Origin of the sequence: Nocardia arseniciresistens (assembly GCF_046764875.1) — a bacterium.
GTDB lineage: Bacteria > Actinomycetota > Actinomycetes > Mycobacteriales > Mycobacteriaceae > Nocardia > Nocardia arseniciresistens.
Genome location: NZ_JBKORD010000010.1, coordinates 302,012 through 321,603 on the forward strand (window position 1 = coordinate 302,012; position 19,592 = coordinate 321,603).

A 19,592-nucleotide genomic window follows, 5' to 3' on the forward strand; every position below is an offset into this window, starting at 1 on the left:
AAGGACCCCCGTGGCGATCACGGACATAAAGACGTTTTCCCATCTGAACGACGCAGATATCGATGCCCTGTGCAAGAAACTGGACGCGATTCGTCGAGACATCGAATTGTCACGAGGTGAACGCGATGCCAATTACATTCTGCGTGTGATCAGGGCGCAGCGGATGCTGGAGTTGGGCGGACGCGCGACGTTGTTCGCGAGTCGAAAGCGACCGGCATGGCTGGCGGGCACGGCCATGTTGGCTCTCGCGAAGATCATCGAAATGATGGAGCTCGGACACAACATCAGCCACGGGCAGTGGGATTGGATGAACGATCCGGAAATTCATTCCACGTCGTGGGAATGGGATTTCGTCGGTTCGTCGGCGCATTGGAAGCGGTCGCACAACCACTTCCATCACACGTACACCAATGTCTTCGGCATGGACGAGGATCTGAGCTTCGTCGTCATGCGAATGACGCGTGACGAACCGTGGCGTCCGATTCACCTGTTCCAGCCGGTGTCGAGCCTTGTTGTCGCGGCATTCTTCGAGTGGGCGATCTCGGTGCACGACTGGGGACTGGAACGCCGGTTCACACACACGTCGAGCCAGCGGTTGTCATCGAAGCCGAACAAGGAGTTCGCGCGAAAGATCGCCCGTCAACTCGGCAAAGACTTCGTCCTCTACCCGGCGCTGACAGGTCGAGCGTTCAAACAGACGCTCGGTGCCAATGCCGCCGCGCTGCTGCTGCGGAACCTGTGGTCGTTCATCGTCATCATGTGCGGGCACTTCCCCGACGGTGCGGAGAAGTTCACTATCGAGGAGTTCGACAACGAAACCCGTGGTGAGTGGTATCTCCGGCAACTACTCGGCACCGCCAACTTCGAGGCAGGGCGGGTCCTGGCGTTCATGTCAGGAAATCTCAGCTATCAAATCGAGCATCATCTGTTTCCCGACCTGCCGAGTAACCGCTATGCCGAGATCGCGGTGCGGGTCCGTGCGGTGTGTGACGAATACGACCTGCCCTACACCAGTGGTTCGCTGGCCAAGCAATTTTTGCAGGCATTGCGGACGGTCCACAAACTTGCGTTGCCCGATGGGTTGTTGCATCGCACCGTCGACGACGCGCCTGAGACCAGATCCGAACTCCAATTCATCGGCGTACCGAGCCAGTATGCGACATCGGATCGGCTACCGGCCACCCCCGTCACCGGCAAGCGCCGTGGCCTTCGCACGGCACTCGCCAAGGTCAAGGCCGGTGCGATCCACCCCGCCTGACGTAGCTGGAACCCGAGCCGGAGAAGAAGTCGTGGTTCTCGTCGGCTATCCCGCTCGGCGAGGGCGGGTTGTCGGCGCGGATGACGAAGCTGGTTGTGGAGTCGGCGCTCGCGGGTAGAGTGTAGGACTAATCTCGAAAAGGCAAGCACGCCACGATGATCGAGGGCGAGCGGGCCCAACGGGGCCGGAGGTGCTACGCGACCCGGACATCGGATTCGAGCCGACAACGGGGCCGGTTATCCGCGGCAGGAAGCCGCAGCAAGGATGCAATGTTGATCGAGGAACAGCAAAGCGACGGTGCCGCTCCGCTTCCTGGTCGAGTACCTCGCTACAGGTTCGACCCCGAAATCGAAAACGACATCAAAGGACTGCGGAAGCTCGACAATTGGCACGGACTGTTGGCGTTGATCGGCGACTGGGCGGTCATCGCTGCCGTTGTAATCATTTGCGAGCAGCTATCGGGGTGGATATGGTGGCTCGTTTATCTCACCGCGGCGTCAACTGTCATCGCAACCAGGCAGCGTGCGCTCGTGACACTGGTTCATGAGGCCGCGCACGGGACGCTGGCCAAGCACGAGGGCATCAATAGATTTCTGGGAACATGGTTCTCGGGTTACGTGGTCCTGCAACCCTTCGACGCGTTCCGGCGCAGTCATATGCGAGATCATCACGGCAGTTTCGGCGATGTGCGCGCAGATCCGGACTTTCGGGCACATATCACCGCCGGCTTGTACAAGCCGCAATCCGGCGCGAAGTTTGTATGGCATTACCTGGTGATGCCGCTACTGGGGCGGCAGACATGGGCTGTCGTGAAGCAGTTGGTAGTCGCACAACTCTTTGGAACCCGGGACGAGGTCCGCCGTGGGCTGGCGCTCGTGTGCTACGTGGTAACACTGGGTCTACTGTGCTGGACAGCCGGTTACGGAACCCAGTTCCTGCTTTATTGGATCATCCCGATGCTGTTTGTTTTCCCGCTGGTCGACTGGTACATCGGGTTGCTGGAACATTTCCCCCTCGTCGGAAATAACAACATCGAGGTACAGACCACCCGCCATCGCGTGTTGGGGCCGGTCTCCTACCATTTATTCGGCATGCACAACGAGGGATACCACCTGGATCACCATCTCTCGCCGAGGGTGCCGTACTGGAATCTGCCGAAGCTGCATGAAATTCTATTGCGCGACCCTATTTACGCTCGCGCTATCGAGGACACCGCACCGCGGTCCAGAACCGTTTTCTGGCAATATCGAGATATTGTGCGTCAAGTTTCGGAGGGCAAGACCAGCGCGCGGCTCGGTGCATTTACCAGTATCGAGCTCATCGACCAAAGAAACACTCGATGACTCCCCACCGTCCACGACCCTTCCGTGACGAAAACGTTTGCGCACGAACAATTTTCGCCGATCGCGATTACGACATATACGAAGTCCGGCTCGGGCGGCCGGCCGGGCCGGACTTCGTGGTAGAGCTGCCTCAGAACTCCCAGTCGGTGTCTTCGGTGTTGACGGCCTTGCCGATGACGTAGCTGGAACCCGAGCCGGAGAAGAAGTCGTGGTTCTCGTCGGCATTCGGCGAAAGGGCCGACAGGATGGCGGGGTTCACGTCGGTCTCGTCCTTGGGGAACAGGCCTTCGTAGCCGAGGTTCATCAGGGCCTTGTTGGCGTTGTAGCGCAGGAACTTCTTGACGTCCTCGGTGAGGCCGACCTCGTCGTAGAGGTCCTGGGTGTAATCGACCTCATTGTCGTAGAGCTCGAAGAGCAGCTCGAAGGTGTAGTTCTTCAGCTCGTCGCGCTCGGCCTGGCTGACCAGCTCGAGGCCCTTCTGGTACTTGTAGCCGATGTAATAGCCGTGCACGGCCTCGTCGCGGATGATCAGTCGGATCAGATCGGCGGTGTTGGTGAGCTTGGCCCGCGAGGACCAGTACATCGGCAGGTAGAAGCCGGAATAGAACAGGAAGCTCTCCAGCAGCGTGGAGGCGACCTTGCGCTTGAGTGGATCGTCGCCGTTGTAGTACCCCAGCACGATCTCGGCCTTGCGCTGGAGGTTGCGGTTCTCCTCCGACCAGCGGAACGCGTCATCGATGTCGCGGGTGGAGCACAGCGTGGAGAAGATGGAGCTGTAGCTCTTGGCGTGCACCGACTCCATGAACGCGATGTTGGTATACACCGCTTCCTCGTGCGGGGTCAGTGCGTCCGGAATCAGGCTCACCGCGCCGACGGTGCCCTGAATCGTGTCCAGCAGCGTGAGGCCGGTGAACACGCGCATGGTCAATTGCTTCTCATCGGCGGTGAGGGTGTTCCACGACGGAATGTCGTTGGACACCGGCACCTTTTCCGGCAGCCAGAAGTTGCCGGTCAGGCGATCCCAGACCTCGGCATCCTTCTCGTCGGGCACCCGATTCCAGTTGATCGCCGACACCCGATCGATCAGTTTCATCCTGCTTCCACACCCTTCTGGAGCACGCGGCCGTCACGAAACCCTTGTAACCAGAACACTACTACTTGTGGGTGACAAGTCTGCGCAACACAACACCTTGTGTCGCATCGGCGCGCGACACACCACATCCAGGAATTCGACGCAACCGCGCCGGTCTCGCCGCATGAACCGCCGCTGTGGTACGCCGATTCGGGCGCGGCACGGGTTAGTTTGAGGTGTTGATTACCACGCGTTTCGACAAGGAGTGTGTGTTATGACCAGTCCCGTCTCGACCCCGACCCGACCCGCGCTCAACGACATGACGATCTTCGCGGGCGTCCTGATCTTGATTGCCGGTGTCCTGCACCTGCTGAGCGCCGTAGCCGCCATCGCGGGCCGCGACATCTTCGTGGTGACCGAGGATCAGGTCTTCCTTGTCGACGTCTCGACGTGGGGATGGATCCACCTCGTCATCGCGGTGCTGATCGTGATCGCGGGCCTCGGCATCGTCACAGGGAAAACCTGGGGCTATCTGGCAGGCATCGTGATGGCGTCGATCAGTATCCTGGATAACTTCCTGTTCGCGCCCATCTACCCGTTCTGGGCGTTGGTGCTCATCGCCATCGACATTCTGGTGATCTGGGCGCTGGCGCGTCAGCTCGGCCGCGAATAACGCGGGGCGTCGCGGAATTCTCCGGCCCCTGGGCCCCGTCGCATACGGGACCCAGGGGCCGAATCATCGATTCATCTGCCGCCGGGCGGTGGTCCGCCGGGTCCGCCGGGTCCGCCGGGTCCGCCGGGTGGCGCACCCAAGCCGGTGCCGGACTGGGTATTTTCTGACTTCTCGGCGACGCCGATGGTGAGTGCGACCGACATACCGGAGGCGGGCGTGCCGGAAACGGTGGCCAGCTCCGCATCCCAGCCGTCACCGAAAACATTGTCCGAGGCCAGCGAGGTGTCGGCGAGATTCGGAATGCTCTTCCCATAGCCGGAGTCGTAGGCGTACACCGCCGAGCACGCGTCCTGGGGGAGGGCGATCTGCGAGGTGAGGCGGGCGTTGTCACCCGCGACGGCCACCGCGAGCGAGTCGTATACCTCGAAGTGAATATGCGTCCACCGGCCGGAATAGCAGCCGGGGAAGACGGACTCGAAGCTGACCTTGCCGTCGGCGTCCGCCACTTGAACGCCGCGCAGATAGTTCTGAGTGGTGACACCGTCGCTGTACAACGAGTACTTGCCGTCGCGGTCGCAATGCCACAGATACACGGCCATGCCGGCACCCGCCGCGCTCTGTGCTAGATCTTGCAGCGTCAACTCGAGCTTCATCGGAACACCCTCGGCGACACCGGAATACGACCCGAAGCTGCCGGTGATATCGCGGCGCACCACGCCGGACTCGATGAGCACATTGGGTCCGTTGGATCCATCGCCTGGATAGGGGCCCGCCGTCTCCTGGGGAATCGCGGCCGGTGTCCCCGCCGTCGTGGCGGCCGTGGATGTCGTGCTGGTCGCAGTCGTGCGGGTGGTCGTCGCCGCGCACCCCGCCGCGACCGTCGCCGCTCCCGCGATTCCGAGGAAGCTCAGCGCTGTGCGTCGCGACAGCACCCTCATATCGTGCGCAAGCCCGAGGTCGTGCTCGTGCACCGCACCGTCGCCGCGGCGCGCGTGATGTGCGCTCACTGCGTGTCCTTCCGTCGTCGCGAACTTCTGTCACGTGCGACGTTATGGAGGGGTGCTAGGTGGAGTGTGGGTTCCTGCTGGGAACCAGCTGTGAGTGGAGTCGAGCTCAGTCGCTGACGAAACCGTTGAGCGTGCCGCGGATATCGGTCAGCATCGCGCGGGCCGCGGTCAGGCCGCTGCCGTGCCAGACGGAGTCCTCGACCGCGAAGACGCGGTGGTCGGTGGCCGCTCCGAGATCTTTCCATTCGTCGCCGCGCAGCACGGTTTCACCGTGTTTCTTGCCCGCATCGCCCACGAAGATCACGTAGATCAGGTCGCCCTCGACCTTGTCGAGGTCGGCGGCGGCGAGGTCGAAGGAGGGGCCGCGCTGGACGGCGGGGCGCTGCACGCCAGCATCGGCGAGGACACCGCCCGCGAAGCTGTTGTCGCCCTGGATCTGTTCCTGGTCTGCGGTGAATCGGACGACCGAGGCCTGAGTCTGGTTGGCGGCGACCGAATTACCGGCCTCGACCGCCGTGGTTCGGTAGTTCTCCAGCGCTGTGGCCGCGGCGTTTTGGCGGCCGAGGCCCGCCGCGAGCCCGGCGAATTCGGCTTGCCACCCGCTCGTGGTGCCAGCCAGTACGGTCGGCGCGATTGCCTGCAACGCATCGAAACCGGCTGTGCCGGACGACAGATCGCCGATGATCACGTCCGGGCGCAACTCGGCGATCTTGGCCAGATCGGGTTGGGCGGACCTACCGACACCGGGGATCTTGTTGACGCCGTAGCCGAGGTATGCCGGGTGCGGTGCCGGTCCTTCGTCCGTGGTCGCACCGACGACGCGCTCCCACAGACCGAGTGCGCACGCCGCGTCCAGTGCCGAGGTGGACAGCACCACGATGCGCTGGGGATCGGCGGGCACCTCGGAGACGCCCGCGGCGTGGGTGACCGCAGGTGTACCGCTCGCCACGTCCGGCGCGCTCGGCAGTGCGCAGGCCATGGTGGTGTCGCGCTCGAGCCCGACGACGCCCGCGCCCGCGATGTTCGTCGTGGTGCGCACGATCGAACTCGCGTCGTCGGTCTTGCCGCCGCATCCTGTTACGAGAACGACGGCGCACAGCGCGGCGATCGCCGCACTGCGACGGCCGAGGGTGCGGTATCGGGTCGAGTCCAAGGGGTTTCGGGTGCGAACAGGGGCGCTCACCGGCATGCGGGTGAGGGTACATGCGTCGGCGACGGCGCGGTGCGAGGCCACCACGAGACCGCGCACACCGGGAAGGTGAATCAACGAAATACGACAGAGAGTAGGACCCGTGCGGATCGCTGGGGCCGCAAGGTTTACGATTCGTTGAGCGCAAGCTAACCGTCGTCTGTCTCCGCAGTGGGGTCGACGCATGAAGCGGAGCCTGCCGAGCGACCTAAAGGCACCTTTCAGGAGGATCAGTGACTGCCGTAGAGCCAAAGCCAGTCCCTCAGTTGGAAGCGACTCGGCCGTATCCGGCGCGGACCGGGCCGAAGGGCTCGTACCTCTACAAGATGGTCACCACCACCGACCCCAAGGTCCTCGGCACCATGTACCTGGTGACCGCGACGAGCTTCTTCCTTATCGGCGGTCTGATGGCGCTGATGATGCGTGGCGAGCTGGCGCGTCCCGGCCTGCAGTTCCTGTCGCCGGAGCAGTTCAACCAGCTGTTCACCATGCACGGCACCATCATGCTGCTCTTCTACGCGACCGCGATCGTGTTCGGCTTCGCCAACGTCGTGCTGCCGCTGCAGATCGGCGCCCCCGACGTCGCCTTCCCGCGACTGAACGCGTTCAGCTACTGGCTGTACCTCTTCGGCGGCACCATGGCGACCGCGGGCTTCATCACCCCGGGTGGCGCGGCCGACTTCGGTTGGACGGCATACGTGCCGCTGACCGACATCCTGCACTCGCCCGGCGTCGGCGCCGACCTGTGGATCCTCGGTCTCGCCGTCTCCGGCCTCGGCACCATCCTCGGTGGCGTCAACATGCTGACCACCGTCGTCTGCCTGCGCGCGCCCGGCATGACCATGTTCCGGATGCCGATCTTCACCTGGAATATCGCCGTCACCAGCGTTCTTGTGCTGCTTGCCTTCCCGCTGCTCACCGCGGCGCTGTTCGGTCTCGCCTACGACCGTCACCTCGGCGGCCACATCTACGACCCGGCCAGCGGCGGCATCCTGCTCTACCAGCACCTGTTCTGGTTCTTCGGTCATCCCGAGGTGTACATCATCGCGCTGCCGTTCTTCGGCATTGTGTCGGAGATCTTCCCGGTGTTCTCGCGTAAGCCGATCTTCGGTTACACCACGCTGGTCTACGCGACGCTGGGTATCGCCGCGCTGTCGATCGCGGTGTGGGCGCACCACATGTACGCGACCGGTGCTGTGCTGCTGCCGTACTTCTCGTTCATGACCTTCCTGATCGCGGTCCCGACCGGTGTGAAGTTCTTCAACTGGATCGGCACCATGTGGCGCGGTCAGCTGACGTTCGAGACACCGATGCTGTGGTCGATCGGCTTCCTGGTGACCTTCCTCTTCGGTGGCCTTTCGGGCGTCATCCTGGCCAGCCCGCCGCTGGACTTCCACGTCACCGACTCGTACTTCGTCGTCGCGCACTTCCACTACGTGCTCTTCGGCACCATCGTGTTCGCCACCTTCGCGGGCATCTACTTCTGGTTCCCGAAGATCACCGGCCGCATGATGGACGAGCGCCTGGGCAAGTGGCACTTCTGGACCACGTTCGTCGGTTTCCACACCACCTTCCTGGTGCAGCACTGGCTGGGCGCTGAGGGCATGCCGCGTCGTTACGCCGACTATCTGCCGAGCGACGGCTTCACCACCCTGAACACCATCTCCACCATCGGCGCGTTCATCCTCGGAGCCTCGATGCTGCCGTTCGTCTGGAACGTCTTCAAGAGCTTCCGCTACGGCGAGGTCGTCACCGTGGACGATCCGTGGGGCTACGGCAACTCCTTGGAATGGGCGACTACTTGCCCGCCGCCGCGGCACAACTTCTACGAACTGCCGCGTATCCGGTCGGAGCGTCCCGCGTTCGAGCTGCACTACCCGCACATGGTCGATCGGATGCGCGCCGAGGCGCACGTCGGCTGGGGCTCGGGCAAGCACGCGACCGAGGTACACGAAGGCGCGCTGGCGAAGAACTAGCCGCCGCAACGACGAGGTAGCAACGAAGTAGCATTCTCGAGTGTGCACCTGCTGGTGACAGCGGGTGCACACTCGTTTGTGGAGAGCGCCCGCACCAGCGGCGAGGCACTCAGCAAGCGACAATGCGGTCAGCGCGCAGACATCGAGGTCCAGCACAGCGACGGCAAACACTCGAACTTGGAGCACATCAGTTGGCCGACACCACAGTCCTCGTCACCGTCACCGGACCAGACCGGCCGGGTGTGACGTCCGTGCTGCTCGCCGCGATGTCGCGGCACCAGGTCAGCCTGCTGGACGTGGAGCAGGTCGTGATACGGGGCAGACTCACCCTCGGGGTGCTCGTTACCTGCCCGCACGACCCGGAGGCTTTGCAGGACGAGCTCGAAGAGGCGATGAACACCGTCGGCATGCAGGTCGATGTGGAGGTCGATGCCGTCGTCGGCAGGCAGCCGATGTCCACGCACGCGGTGGTGATTCTCGGCAGCCCGGTGACCGCGCGCGCCTTCAGCTCGGTCTCGCGGCAGCTGGCGACGCTCGGCGCGAATATCGACACTATCCGCGGCATAGCCGACTACCCGGTGACCGGCATGGAACTGCTCGTCACCGCGACCGACACCGACGCCGACGCCGACAAGCGGTTGCGCACGGCCTTGGCCGAGGTCGCGGTCGCCGAACAGGTCGACGTCGCGGTGGAGCGGGCCGGCCTTGCGCGACGCGCCAAGCGGCTCATCGTGTTCGATGTCGACTCGACCCTCATCCAGGGTGAGGTGATCGAGATGCTCGCCGCGCATGCCGGGGTCGAGGAAGAAGTCCGTAAGGTCACCGAGGCCGCGATGCGCGGCGAGATCGACTTCGGTGAATCGCTGCGGCAGCGGGTCGCAACGCTGAAGGGCCTCGACGAATCGGTGATCGAGGAGGTCGCCGATCGGATCGAGCTGACACCGGGCGCGCGCACCACCATCAGGACGCTGCGCAGGATCGGTTACCGCTGCGGCGTGGTGTCCGGTGGCTTCCGTCAGGTGATCGAACCGCTCGCCCACGAGCTGGAACTGGACTTCGTGCAGGCCAACACCTTGGAGATCAAGGATGGCAAGCTGACAGGCCGAGTGGTCGGTGAGATCGTCGATCGGGCCTTCAAGGCGACCGCGCTGCGTAAATTCGCCGCGGAGGCAGGCGTGCCGATGTCGCAGACGGTGGCGGTCGGCGACGGTGCCAACGACATCGACATGCTCAATGCGGCAGGTCTCGGCGTCGCCTTCAATGCCAAGCCCGCGCTGCGCGAGGTCGCGGACGCGGCGCTCTCGCACCCCTATCTCGACGCGGTGTTGTTCATTCTCGGCGTCACCCGCGACGAGGTGGAGGCGGCCGACGCCCGCGATGGCGGCGTGCGCCGAGTGCCTCTCATCGGCAGGTGAGCAGCGCCTCGACCGGGGCCGCTGTCCTCTCATAGCCAAGCGCGAGCACGGGTGTCGGTGGACAGGGAGAGACGGTTCGTATCGGTAGGCTCGCGGGAGTTGATCACTCGTCGATCGGAGGCTGCGGTGCGGAAGTCCCTGTTGGTGCTGGTGCTCGGATTGACACTCGTCGCGTGCGGTAAGAACGATGCCGACGCGGACGATAGGTCCTCGACTCGACCGACCTCCGATGTGGCGCAGGGGGCAATCACGGTGACCGATGTGGACAACGGCCAGGACCGGACGCTGGCGCGCGGCAAGAAACTCGTCGTCTTACTGCCCGCGAACCCGTCCACCGGCTACACCTGGGGGCTGGGGGAACTCGACCAGAATGTTCTCCGGCAAGACGGGCAGCCGGACTATCGCCCCGATCCGAACGCCACGGCCACACCGGGTTCGGGCGGAACCGCGGTATGGACCTTCGTCGGAGATGCCCAAGGCACTGCGCATTTGACGCTCGGTTACGCGCGGGCGTGGGAGCAGGGCATCGAACCGGCGCAGAAGTTTTCATTGACGATCAAGGTGGAGTGATGACGGGTTTCCCGGAGTGCGGTGCCGACGTCCGGGACGGCAGCGAAATAGACACCGGTGCGGCGGGATTCCACGCAAGGCACGCGGAACTCGCTCGGGGCTACGGTGGTTCGGGCGATCCCGACGATCCAGCCATGGTGCAGGCGATGCAGATGGTGCTGCATATTCCGAAGGCAGATCCGCCGTGCCGCAGCGCGCTGCTCGAGGCGGCCGCGGCGGCGAGCGTGGCGGTGTGCCTCGACGAGCGGGTCGGGCCCGGCGGGGAATGGGAGCAACAGTATCTCGGGTGGAAACGCTCGCGGATCCGCAAGGTGGCCCGCCGGGCACGCGGCGCGCAGTGGCTCGCCGCGAACGAGGTGCCCGGGGTGACCGTCGAAGTGGACGGCGCGCAGGCGCGAGCTCTGGTGCCGGGCCCGGTGGGGGCGGTGGATTCGAGGATCAAGCGTCTACAGATCGGTGGCACCGACCTCGAGCACGACGATCCGGGCCCTGCCGATCCCGAACTGCCTGTGCTGTGGGTGAATTCGGCGCTCGGCATGACCCTTGGCAAGGCCGCCGCGCAGGTCGGGCATGCCAGCATGCTGCTTGCGGGTGCGTTGCCCGAGGACCAGGCCTATCGATGGTCACAGCGCGGGTTCGGGTGCGCGGTAAGGGAAGCTGACAAGGATCGATGGGTGGAGCTGGTCGCTCGGGTGACTCTTGGCACCGCCGTGGCTGTCCGCGATGCTGGATTTACCGAGGTCGCGCCGGGTTCTATGACGGTGATCGCGGTGCCGGGATCGAAATGAACCTGTCCCGGGGGCTGGACGGTATGTACTTTCGACGGTATTGACGTCGTCCGAAGCCCGGACGACAGTGGGATTGCCCAGTGGCCGAGCGAACACCGGGACCTGGATTGCTCATGGATTGCTGTGGTCCGTGACGCAACGGTTTTCGGTGCGTTGTCGATCCCCTCTTCGGCAGAATGGGATTCACACCGCGCAAATCTGGGTATTGCCAGGGAGAACAGGACTGCCCGCACGCGACTCGCCGGAGGACCGCATGATGACAACGCTGTTGGTGATTCTCGCCGTTTGGGTAGTCTGCTCCATCCCGCTGGCTCTGATTTTCGCGCGGCTGTTCCGCTCCGCGAAGTCCACGCCGCTCGATAGTTCCAAGGTCGCTGCCCGTCCGGTGGTCGAACTCTCGGTCGCGCGCCGGCGCAAGATCGCCAGGTCGGCGAGCGCGCCATGGGTCGGTCGTACAAGCGCGGCACATTTGGTCCAAGATGGAGCCCGTGCCGCAACCGGATCCCGATCTGCTCATTGATTTCACCGACGTCACCATCCGACGTTCGGGCCACACCCTCGTCGGTCCGGTCACTTGGCAGGTCGAGCTAGATGAACGTTGGGTCGTGCTCGGCCCCAACGGCGCAGGCAAGACCTCCCTGCTCAGAATGGCCGCTGCCGAAGTACACCCGACCTCGGGGATCGCCAACCTGCTCGGTGAGGTGATCGGCAAAACCAACGTCAGCGAGCTACGCCCGCGGATCGGTCTGTCCTCGGCCGCGGTGGCAAGCCGCATTCCGCGCGACGAGAAGGTCAGCGACCTGGTGGTGTCCGCGGGCTATGCCGTGCTCGGTCGCTGGCGTGAGCGCTACGACGACCTCGATACCGACCGCGCCATCGACATGCTGGAAAGCCTCGGTGCCGAACATCTTTCCGATCGCACCTACGGCACCCTCTCCGAAGGTGAACGCAAGCGAGTCCTCATCGCACGCGCATTGATGACCGACCCGGAACTGTTGCTGCTCGACGAGCCCGCCGCCGGCCTCGATCTCGGTGGCCGCGAGGAACTGGTGGAACGGCTCGGCGATCTGGCCGCAGACCCTGACGCACCCGCCATGGTGCTGGTCACCCACCACGTAGAGGAGATCCCACCGGGCTTCACACACGGCCTGCTGCTCAACGAGGGCGCGGTGGTCGCCCAAGGCCTGCTACCGGACGTGCTGACCTCCGACAATCTGAGTGCGGCCTTCAGCCAATCCATCGCCCTCGACCGCGTCGACGGCCGATACTTCGCCCGCCGCTCCCGCCGCTTGGGTCGGCACCGCTCGCGGTCGTAACCCGAGGAGCCGAGCGGCCCCGGTACCGAGCACCCGTTATGGTGCAAGGGTGAGTGAGACAAACGCGCAGGCTGACTCTCAGCCGCAGGTACCCTCGCCCAAAGACGCGTCGACGGTCATGGTGGTGCGCGACGGTGCCGCGGGACCAGAGGTGTTCTTGCAGCGTCGAGTAGGCGCAATGGCGTTTGCCGCCGGAATGACGGTGTTCCCCGGTGGTGGGGTCGACCCCTCGGACGGAACCGCCGACATCGAATGGGCCGGGCCCGAACCCGCATGGTGGGCCGAAAAGCTCCGGACCACCGAGGCGCGAGCCAAGGCGCTGGTCGCGGGTGCGGTGCGCGAGACCTTCGAGGAATGCGGGGTGCTGCTCGCCGGGCCGACCGCCGACAGCGTCGTCTCCGATACGACCGGCTACCGCGACGCCAGAGGACGTCTCGAGCGCCGTGACGTGTCGCTGGCCGCCTTCCTCGCCGAGGAGAAGCTCGTGCTGCGCGCGGATCTGCTTCGGCCGTGGGCGAATTGGATCACCCCGGTGATCGAGCCGCGCCGCTACGACACCCGATTCTTCGTCGCCGTGCTACCCGAGGGGCAGCTGGCCGACGGAGCCACCTCCGAGGCCGACCAGGTGCAGTGGCGTACGCCCGCCGAAGCGCTGGATCGCTGGCGCTCGGGCACCGACATTCTGCTGCCGCCCACCTGGGCGCAGTTGGTCGCGCTCGGCGAGTTCGCTTCCACCGCGGACATTCTTGCCGCCGAGATCGTCATCGACCCGATCATGCCGGTGCTGTCGGCCATCGATGGCCGACAGGTGCTGAGCTTCCCCGACAATGCGCGGTACTTCGCCGATCTCCCGGATCAGAGCCGACTCCGGGGATCCGTGCGCAAGTGAGGAAACCGGCGGCTACCCGGTAGCGTGGCGTCCCATGGCCGAATTCGTGACCCTGGACCTGCCCGAGGGTGATGCCGCGCGTGGCGTGGCCGTCCTCCGGATCGCCCGCCCGCCGATGAACCAGTTCAACGGGCAGCTGGTACGGGAAGTGGCCGAGGCAGCCGAAGCGGTCGCCGAGGATGCGCGCGTCGCCGCGCTGGTCGTCTACGGTGACGAGCGGGTGTTCTCGGCGGGTGACGATATCGCCGAGCTGTCCGGGCTCGATCCGGACCAGGCCCGCGCGATGGCGGCCGATCTACAGGCGGCGCTCGGCTGTCTGGCCAAGGTCGGGCAACCTACGGTCGCCGCGATCAGTGGCTACTGCCTCGGCGGCGGGTTGGAGCTCGCGCTCGGTGCCGACCGGCGCATTATCGGTGACAACGTCAAGCTCGGGCTGCCGCAGATCCGGGCCGGTCTGATACCGCTCGCGGGTATCCGTAGGCTGTCGCTGCTGATCGGCCCCGGCGCGGCCAAGGACCTCGTCTACACCGGTCGCTTCGTCAAAGCCGATGAGGCGCTCACACTCGGACTTGTCGACGAGGTGGTCGCACCCGATGACGTGTACACCGCCGCGCTGCGCTGGGCCGGGCAATTCATCGGCGGCCCCGCGTGTGCGCTCGCGGCCGCCAAGGCGGTGTTCGAGGCCGGTCCGCACGGGCTCGACCGCGCGCGCACGGAATGGGCCGAGCTGTTCACCACAGCGGACCGCGAAATAGGAACACGTTCCTACCTGGCGGACGGACCGGGATCCGCGGCGTTCGTCGGTCGCTAGTCTCGAGAGATCCCCAGCTCGCTCCCGCAACGACGGCCGCGGGTTGCACGTGGGTAGCTCACCGAACCTTCGTAAAACCGGATCGGGTTCTCGACCGCGCGCCCGCAATACGAATTAGGGGGCACTCACTACTCCGCTGGAGACGTGCACAGGTGGGTTAGCTAGGCTTGCCGACCATGACGGTACGTCCCGACGACCCCGCGCCGAACCCGCATGCCACCGCGGCCGAGGTCGAAGCAGCGCGCAAGGATACAAAGCTCGCCCAGGTCCTGTACCACGACTGGGAAGCCGAGACCTATGACGACAAATGGTCGATTTCCTATGACGAGCGCTGTATAGAGTACGCCCGAGGCCGGTTCGACGCCGCTGTCGGGCCCGCCCCGCTGCCGTACGAGCGGGCACTGGAACTCGGCTGTGGCACCGGCTTCTTCCTGCTGAACCTGATGCAGGGCGGCGTTGCCGAGACCGGCTCGGTCACCGACCTGTCCCCGGGCATGGTGAAGGTCGCGCTGCGCAACGCGGAACGCCTTGGCCTCGATGTCGACGGCCGCGTCGCCGACGCCGAGACCATCCCGTACGACGACGACACCTTCGACCTGGTCTGCGGGCATGCGGTGCTGCACCACATCCCCGATGTGGAGCTGGCGCTGAAGGAATGCCTGCGGGTGCTCAAGCCGGGCGGGCGTTTCGTCTTCGCGGGCGAGCCGACCACGGCGGGCAACTTCTACGCGCGCTGGCTCGGCAGGGCCACCTGGAAGGCCACCACCACCGTGACCAAGCTGCCATCGCTCGCGGGCTGGCGGCGGCCGCAAACGGAGCTGGACGAGTCCTCGCGCGCTGCGGCCCTCGAGGCGGTGGTGGATCTGCACACCTTCGATCCGCGCGGGCTGGAGGCGATGGCGTCCTCGGCGGGTGCGGTCGAGGTGAAGGCGACCACCGAGGAATTCGCTGCCGCACTGTGGGGCTGGCCGGTGCGCACCTTCGAGGCCGCGGTGCCCGAGGAGAAGCTCACCATGGGCTACCGGCTGGCGATGTACAAGGCGTGGCTGCGGCTGAGCTGGTTGGACGAGAACGTCATGCGCCACGTCGTGCCACCTCAGTTCTTCTACAACGCGATGATCACCGGCGTGAAGCCCGGCGTCTCCGCCAAGTAGTGGGTTACAGCTTCGGCCGCGAGGATGTCGCTTTCCTTGGCAGCGCGGCGGGTATCGCCGCACTGGCCGAGGTCGACCGGCTGGAGCTGACCTCCGCGACGCACCTGCGCGATCTCGAGCGGGTGCGTCGCGCACACGAGGACCGTGCCGCGTCCCTCGTCGAGACCGTACGGCTGCGCCGAAGGGCGACCGCGAAACTCGCCGACGCCGAGACGTGGCTTTTCACCGATGACGCCTTGCAGCAGGCCACCCCGACCCTGGTAGCACGGCACCGCGCCGCGCGGCTGGCCGGCCGGGCTGTGCACGACGTGACCTGCTCGATCGGCGCCGAACTCGCCGAGCTGGCCCGCGCCTGCCCGTCGGTGATCGGCAGCGACCTCGACGATGTGCGACTCTCGATGGCCGCGCATAATCTGGCAGACGCGCGAAATGTGTTGCTGGCCAAGGCTGATGCCCTGGCATCGTGCAGCGTCGGCACGGTGGTCATCGCCGACCCCGCCCGGCGGGCCGATGGCCGCCGCACCCACGATCCCGCGAAACTTCAGCCGCCGCTGCCCGATCTTCTGCTCGCCTACCCCGGGCGCGATCTCGCTGTGAAGTGTGCCCCCGGACTGGATTTCGATCGCCTCGACTGGTCGGGTGAGGTCGAAGTGGTGTCGCTGGACGGTGCCGTGCGCGAGGCATGCCTATGGTCGCAGGGACTTGCCGAGTCCGCTACCCGCCGTGCGACGGTGCTGAACTCGCACGGCGAAACCTGGACCCTCACCGACACCGAGTCCGATGAAATCCCCGAACAGGAACCAGGGGAGTGGATCATCGATCCGGACGGCGCCGTCGTACGTGCCGGTCTGGTGCGTCACTACGCCGCGAAACACGGTCTATGGCAACTGGACCCGCGCATCGCCTACCTCACGGGCAACCAGGTGCCCGAAGGGGTGCGCGGCTTCCGCATTATCGATCGGCTCGAATACCGCGAGAAGAGCCTGCGCACGGAGCTGCGCAAGCGCGAATGCGGTGCGCTGGAGATTCTGGTGCGTGGCGTCGATGTCGACCCCGATCAGCTGCGCCGCCGCTTGAAACCGTCCGGCTCCCAGCCCTATACGTTGGTCATCACGCGTATCGGCCGAAACGCGGCCGCCTTCCTGTGTACCGCGCACGGCACTCGCGGGGCAACCGGGGACGCTCGGCTCCCTGCGCTTCCTACTGCTCCGGTTTGAATACGAACAGCTCGCCGATGCGCGTGGCGAGTACGACCTCACCCTTGGCCCCGATCGAGGTACCGGTGGTGCTGCCCTTGGCGTCCGGGAGCACGTCGGAGTCAACGGTGGTGCCGGTTTCGGTATCGAAGGTGATCAGGCTCAGGCCCGCACCGATAGCGGCGGCGGTGTAGCCGATGCCGCCCGCGGTCTGTACCGGTGCGCCGCGCAGTGCGAGGTCCTTACGCTCCCAGACGATCTCGGCGGTGCTGCCGGTATCGCGCAGCGCGAGCAAGTAACCGCTGTCGCCGGAGGGGATGATCAGGCCGTCGTCGGAGACCGAGATACCGCCGCGTGGCACCCATTCGAGGCCGCGCACCCATTTGGTGCGGCCGTCGGCGGCGTCTAGGGCGATGAGCCGCTTGCTGTTGTCGCCCACATACACGGTGGCGCTGTCGGCGGACAGGGTCGGGCTTGTCGCGCTGCCTTCGGTCAGTATGTCCGCGCGCCACTGCTGCTCGATCTTGTTGTCGCCGTAGCGCAGCGCGACCAGGGCGGCGGTGGGCGCACCGGGCTTCCAGACCGTGACGAAGAAGCGGCCCGTCGCCTCGTCCATCGCGGAGATGTTCGCGACGGCGCACTGCGGGCCGCCGGTGGCGCAGTGGTCGAGGCCCTGGCCCGAGGCCGGGCGGGTGAGATTCGGGTAGTCGAGGAAGTCGGGCTCACCGAGCAGCTGCACGGTGGGGACGACGCGCTCACCTGTCTGGCGCGACAGCACGTCGACCTGGCCGGACTGTGTGATCGACAACAGGCCGCCGTCACCGGTGAACTGCATCGAAACCGGAACGCCCGCAACGGGAGTGCGCCAGCGCGGCTGCCCGAGATAGTTGAAGGCATTCACCGCGCCGTCATCGCCCACATACACGTTGTCGACACCGTCGACCACCGAAGGTGCCGAGGCCGCGTTCGGGCCGAGCTGATTACAGAAACGCTTACGGCCGGTGCGCATCTGGAAGGAGAAGATGCCGCAGCCGGACGGCGTCCGCGCGGTAAGGAACAACTGTCCGTCCGAACCCACCGTGACCGCCTGCTCGATCGGACCGCCGATCGGGCGCGACCAATTCAGCGCCACCTTGCGTGATCCGGTGACCGGGCTCGTCGCGCCGTTGCGGCCGTCGTGATGCGCGGTAGGCCAGCCCGTGCCCGGGCCGACGGTGATGTCGTCGACATCGGTACCGCAACCGGTCAACGCCAGCGCGCCGATCGCGGCAAGCGAGATCACTGCTCGCCGCCGTACCGGTTGCCACCTGGATGTAGCCAGTACGCCGCCGCTTCGCACCTGCTGCTCTCCTGTTCATTTCGGCCGCTCGCACGAGACTGAAAGCGTGTCGCACCTCGGCTCGTTCCCCCACCGAGCCGGGTGTCCGCGCGCGGGTTCGGAGTCACTGTACGGGAGGGGCATCAGGGGGTGTGCGAGTCCCGGGGGTGTCGTTGCGGGCTCACCGCTTCCTCCTATGACGCAGGCAGATAGGCTTTACCCGTCGCGGCCGGGTCGGACGCGAACTGAAGGACCACGAAGGAGACCGTTCGTGACGAGCATGTGGGGCGCGCCGCTGCGCTCGCGGTGGCGCGGATCGCGCCGCCGGGATCCGCTGCAGGCGCGTTTTCTGACCGTAGCGTCGCTGCGCTGGGTGCTCGCCAACCGGGCGTACACGCCCTGGTACCTGGTGCGCTACTACCGGCTGTTCAAGTTCAAGATGGCCAACCCGCACATCGTGCTGCGCGGCATGGTCTTCCTCGGCCGTGGCGTGGAGGTCCACGCGACCCCGGAGTTCAGCCGAATGGAGATCGGGCGCTGGGTGCACATCGGTGACGGCAACGCCATTCGCTGCCACGAGGGTTCACTGCGCATCGGCGACAAGGTGGTCTTCGGCAAGGACAACGTCGTCAATACCTACCTCGACATCGAGATCGGTGAGTCGACCCTGGTCGCCGACTGGTGCTACATCTGTGACTTCGACCATCGCATGGACGACATCAACATGCCGATCAAGGATCAGGGCATCGTGAAGGGCCCGGTGCGCATAGGCCCGGACACCTGGATCGCCGCCAAGGTGACAGTGTTGCGCGAAACCCGCGTCGGGCGCGGCTGTGTGCTCGGTGCGCATGCGGTGGTCAAGGGCGAGATCCCCGATTACAGCATCGCGGTCGGTGCTCCGGCCAAGGTCGTCAAGAATCGCAAAGCGACCTGGGAGGCGGGCGCCGAGGAGCGCGCGAAGTACGTTGCCGCGCTGGAAGACATCGAGCGCAAGAAGAACGGCGCCACCCAGTCGGCCTAGGCGTGCGGTGTTGCTCGCGTGCGCAGTACGGTCGGCGACATGAACAGGTACGCGGCGCTGTTGCGCGGGATCATGCCGACCAACCCGAACATGAAGAACGAGAAGCTGCGCGCGGTGTTCGAAGGGCTCGGTTTCGAGAAGGTCGCGACGTTGCTGTCGAGCGGCAATGTGGTGTTCCACAGTGCCGATACCGATATGCCGGAGTTGGAAGCGCGCGTTCAGGAAGCGCTGAAGGCAGAGCTCGGCATCCCGGGCGGAACCATCATTCGCAGCTACGAAGAACTCCGGAAGTTGATCGACACCGATCCGTTTCCTGGCCTGACGCATTGCCGCGAGACCTATCTGACCGCGACCTTTCTCAAGCAGGCGCCGCCGAAGCTCACCCACGAGCTGTTGAAGCATAGTGAGCCCGGCGTCCGCATCGTCGGATACGACGAGGCGGCACGTGTGGTCCTCTCGGTTATCGACAATCGCGACCCGCGCACTCCGAACTTCATGGCGTGGATGGAGAAGACCTACAGCAAAGAGATCACCACGCGCACGTGGCTCACCGTCCAGAAGACGGTGAAGAAGCTGGAGGCATAGGCGGGTCGCAC

18 protein-coding genes are annotated in these 19,592 nt (G+C 65.3%); 14 read left to right on the top strand and 4 right to left on the bottom strand.

Translation table 11 applies throughout. The annotated features are described in order from the left end of the window. Window positions 1-10 precede the first annotated feature (10 nt). Together ACLMAJ_RS20510 and ACLMAJ_RS20515 are read left to right on the top strand one after the other, a co-directional pair. Window positions 11-1,258 carry a fatty acid desaturase family protein gene (locus tag ACLMAJ_RS20510; RefSeq protein WP_412015362.1) on the top strand — a complete coding sequence of 416 codons (1,248 nt, stop codon included), beginning with the start codon at window positions 11-13 and terminating at the stop codon, window positions 1,256-1,258. 269 nt (window positions 1,259-1,527) lie between these two features. Further along, a complete protein-coding gene (locus ACLMAJ_RS20515; RefSeq protein ID WP_412015363.1) occupies window positions 1,528-2,601 on the top strand; it encodes a fatty acid desaturase in 1,074 nt (357 codons plus the stop codon). Window positions 2,602-2,731: 130 nt separating this feature from the next. On the opposite strand, the gene nrdF is transcribed toward ACLMAJ_RS20515, so the two are convergent. After that, a complete protein-coding gene (nrdF, locus tag ACLMAJ_RS20520) occupies window positions 2,732-3,694 on the bottom strand; it encodes a class 1b ribonucleoside-diphosphate reductase subunit beta (RefSeq protein WP_412015364.1) in 963 nt (320 codons plus the stop codon). A 253-nt stretch (window positions 3,695-3,947) separates the two neighbouring features. Between nrdF and ACLMAJ_RS20525 the strand changes: the two genes are divergently transcribed. Then, window positions 3,948-4,346, top strand: a complete 399-nt coding sequence (locus ACLMAJ_RS20525; RefSeq protein ID WP_412015365.1) for a DUF7144 family membrane protein — start codon at window positions 3,948-3,950, stop codon at window positions 4,344-4,346. Between the two features lie 71 nt (window positions 4,347-4,417). Here the strand turns inward: ACLMAJ_RS20525 and ACLMAJ_RS20530 are convergent, their stop codons facing one another. Both ACLMAJ_RS20530 and ACLMAJ_RS20535 read right to left on the bottom strand, forming a co-directional pair. After that, window positions 4,418-5,353, bottom strand: coding sequence for a dioxygenase family protein (locus tag ACLMAJ_RS20530; protein WP_412015366.1), 936 nt, complete (start codon window positions 5,351-5,353; stop codon window positions 4,418-4,420). Window positions 5,354-5,459: 106 nt separating this feature from the next. Then, entirely contained in the window at window positions 5,460-6,542 is a 1,083-nt protein-coding gene (locus ACLMAJ_RS20535; protein ID WP_412015367.1) for an ABC transporter substrate-binding protein, read from the bottom strand. A gap of 233 nt (window positions 6,543-6,775) precedes the next feature. Here ACLMAJ_RS20535 and ctaD point away from each other — a divergent pair, with 233 nt between their 5' ends. The 9 genes from ctaD to ACLMAJ_RS20580 all read left to right on the top strand — a co-directional run bounded on the left by ctaD (window position 6,776) and on the right by ACLMAJ_RS20580 (window position 16,678). Next, window positions 6,776-8,518 (top strand): aa3-type cytochrome oxidase subunit I, encoded by a 1,743-nt coding sequence (gene ctaD / locus ACLMAJ_RS20540; protein WP_412015368.1) that lies wholly within the window; start codon window positions 6,776-6,778, stop codon window positions 8,516-8,518. A 191-nt stretch (window positions 8,519-8,709) separates the two neighbouring features. Next, on the top strand, window positions 8,710-9,933 hold the full coding sequence (serB, locus tag ACLMAJ_RS20545; RefSeq protein WP_412015369.1) for a phosphoserine phosphatase SerB: 1,224 nt from the start codon (window positions 8,710-8,712) through the stop codon (window positions 9,931-9,933). 126 nt (window positions 9,934-10,059) lie between these two features. Further along, window positions 10,060-10,503, top strand: coding sequence for a protease inhibitor I42 family protein (locus ACLMAJ_RS20550; RefSeq protein WP_412015370.1), 444 nt, complete (start codon window positions 10,060-10,062; stop codon window positions 10,501-10,503). After that, complete coding sequence (locus ACLMAJ_RS20555) at window positions 10,503-11,291, top strand: peptidyl-tRNA hydrolase (protein WP_412015371.1); 789 nt, start codon at window positions 10,503-10,505, stop codon at window positions 11,289-11,291. Before ACLMAJ_RS20550 ends, ACLMAJ_RS20555 begins: the two co-directional genes overlap by 1 nt. Window positions 11,292-11,770: 479 nt before the next feature. Continuing rightward, window positions 11,771-12,607, top strand: a complete 837-nt coding sequence (locus tag ACLMAJ_RS20560) for an ABC transporter ATP-binding protein (protein WP_412015372.1) — start codon at window positions 11,771-11,773, stop codon at window positions 12,605-12,607. A 49-nt stretch (window positions 12,608-12,656) separates the two neighbouring features. Continuing rightward, complete coding sequence (locus tag ACLMAJ_RS20565) at window positions 12,657-13,496, top strand: NUDIX hydrolase (protein ID WP_412015373.1); 840 nt, start codon at window positions 12,657-12,659, stop codon at window positions 13,494-13,496. 34 nt (window positions 13,497-13,530) lie between these two features. Further along, the gene (locus tag ACLMAJ_RS20570) at window positions 13,531-14,307 is read left to right on the top strand and encodes an enoyl-CoA hydratase-related protein (RefSeq protein WP_412015374.1); all 777 of its coding nucleotides are present in this window, start codon (window positions 13,531-13,533) and stop codon (window positions 14,305-14,307) included. Window positions 14,308-14,483: 176 nt separating this feature from the next. Then, on the top strand, window positions 14,484-15,461 hold the full coding sequence (locus ACLMAJ_RS20575; protein ID WP_412015375.1) for a class I SAM-dependent methyltransferase: 978 nt from the start codon (window positions 14,484-14,486) through the stop codon (window positions 15,459-15,461). Next, a complete protein-coding gene (locus ACLMAJ_RS20580; protein WP_412015376.1) occupies window positions 15,461-16,678 on the top strand; it encodes a class I SAM-dependent methyltransferase in 1,218 nt (405 codons plus the stop codon). Before ACLMAJ_RS20575 ends, ACLMAJ_RS20580 begins: the two co-directional genes overlap by 1 nt. Here the strand turns inward: ACLMAJ_RS20580 and ACLMAJ_RS20585 are convergent. Continuing rightward, a complete protein-coding gene (locus tag ACLMAJ_RS20585; RefSeq protein ID WP_412015377.1) occupies window positions 16,662-17,939 on the bottom strand; it encodes an outer membrane protein assembly factor BamB family protein in 1,278 nt (425 codons plus the stop codon). The two genes, ACLMAJ_RS20580 and ACLMAJ_RS20585, sit on opposite strands and share 17 nt — an antisense overlap. 307 nt (window positions 17,940-18,246) lie before the next feature. On the opposite strand from ACLMAJ_RS20585, the gene ACLMAJ_RS20590 reads away from it, so the two are divergent. After that, a complete protein-coding gene (locus tag ACLMAJ_RS20590; protein ID WP_412015378.1) occupies window positions 18,247-18,996 on the top strand; it encodes an acyltransferase in 750 nt (249 codons plus the stop codon). Window positions 18,997-19,035: 39 nt separating this feature from the next. Continuing rightward, entirely contained in the window at window positions 19,036-19,581 is a 546-nt protein-coding gene (locus ACLMAJ_RS20595) for a DUF1697 domain-containing protein (protein ID WP_412015379.1), read from the top strand. The last annotated feature ends 11 nt before the right edge of the window (window positions 19,582-19,592 follow it).

Bases quoted from the DNA above. Each gene is read 5' to 3' on its own strand.
- ACLMAJ_RS20515 (WP_412015363.1), top strand. From the start codon at position 1,528: ATGTTGATCGAGGAACAGCAAAGCGACGGTGCCGCTCCGCTTCCTGGT.
- nrdF (WP_412015364.1), bottom strand. From the start codon at position 3,694: ATGAAACTGATCGATCGGGTGTCGGCGATCAACTGGAATCGGGTGCCC.
- ACLMAJ_RS20525 (WP_412015365.1), top strand. From the start codon at position 3,948: ATGACCAGTCCCGTCTCGACCCCGACCCGACCCGCGCTCAACGACATG.
- ACLMAJ_RS20535 (WP_412015367.1), bottom strand. From the start codon at position 6,542: ATGCCGGTGAGCGCCCCTGTTCGCACCCGAAACCCCTTGGACTCGACC.
- ACLMAJ_RS20555 (WP_412015371.1), top strand. From the start codon at position 10,503: ATGACGGGTTTCCCGGAGTGCGGTGCCGACGTCCGGGACGGCAGCGAA.
- ACLMAJ_RS20560 (WP_412015372.1), top strand. From the start codon at position 11,771: ATGGAGCCCGTGCCGCAACCGGATCCCGATCTGCTCATTGATTTCACC.
- ACLMAJ_RS20570 (WP_412015374.1), top strand. From the start codon at position 13,531: ATGGCCGAATTCGTGACCCTGGACCTGCCCGAGGGTGATGCCGCGCGT.
- ACLMAJ_RS20575 (WP_412015375.1), top strand. From the start codon at position 14,484: ATGACGGTACGTCCCGACGACCCCGCGCCGAACCCGCATGCCACCGCG.
- ACLMAJ_RS20595 (WP_412015379.1), top strand. From the start codon at position 19,036: ATGAACAGGTACGCGGCGCTGTTGCGCGGGATCATGCCGACCAACCCG.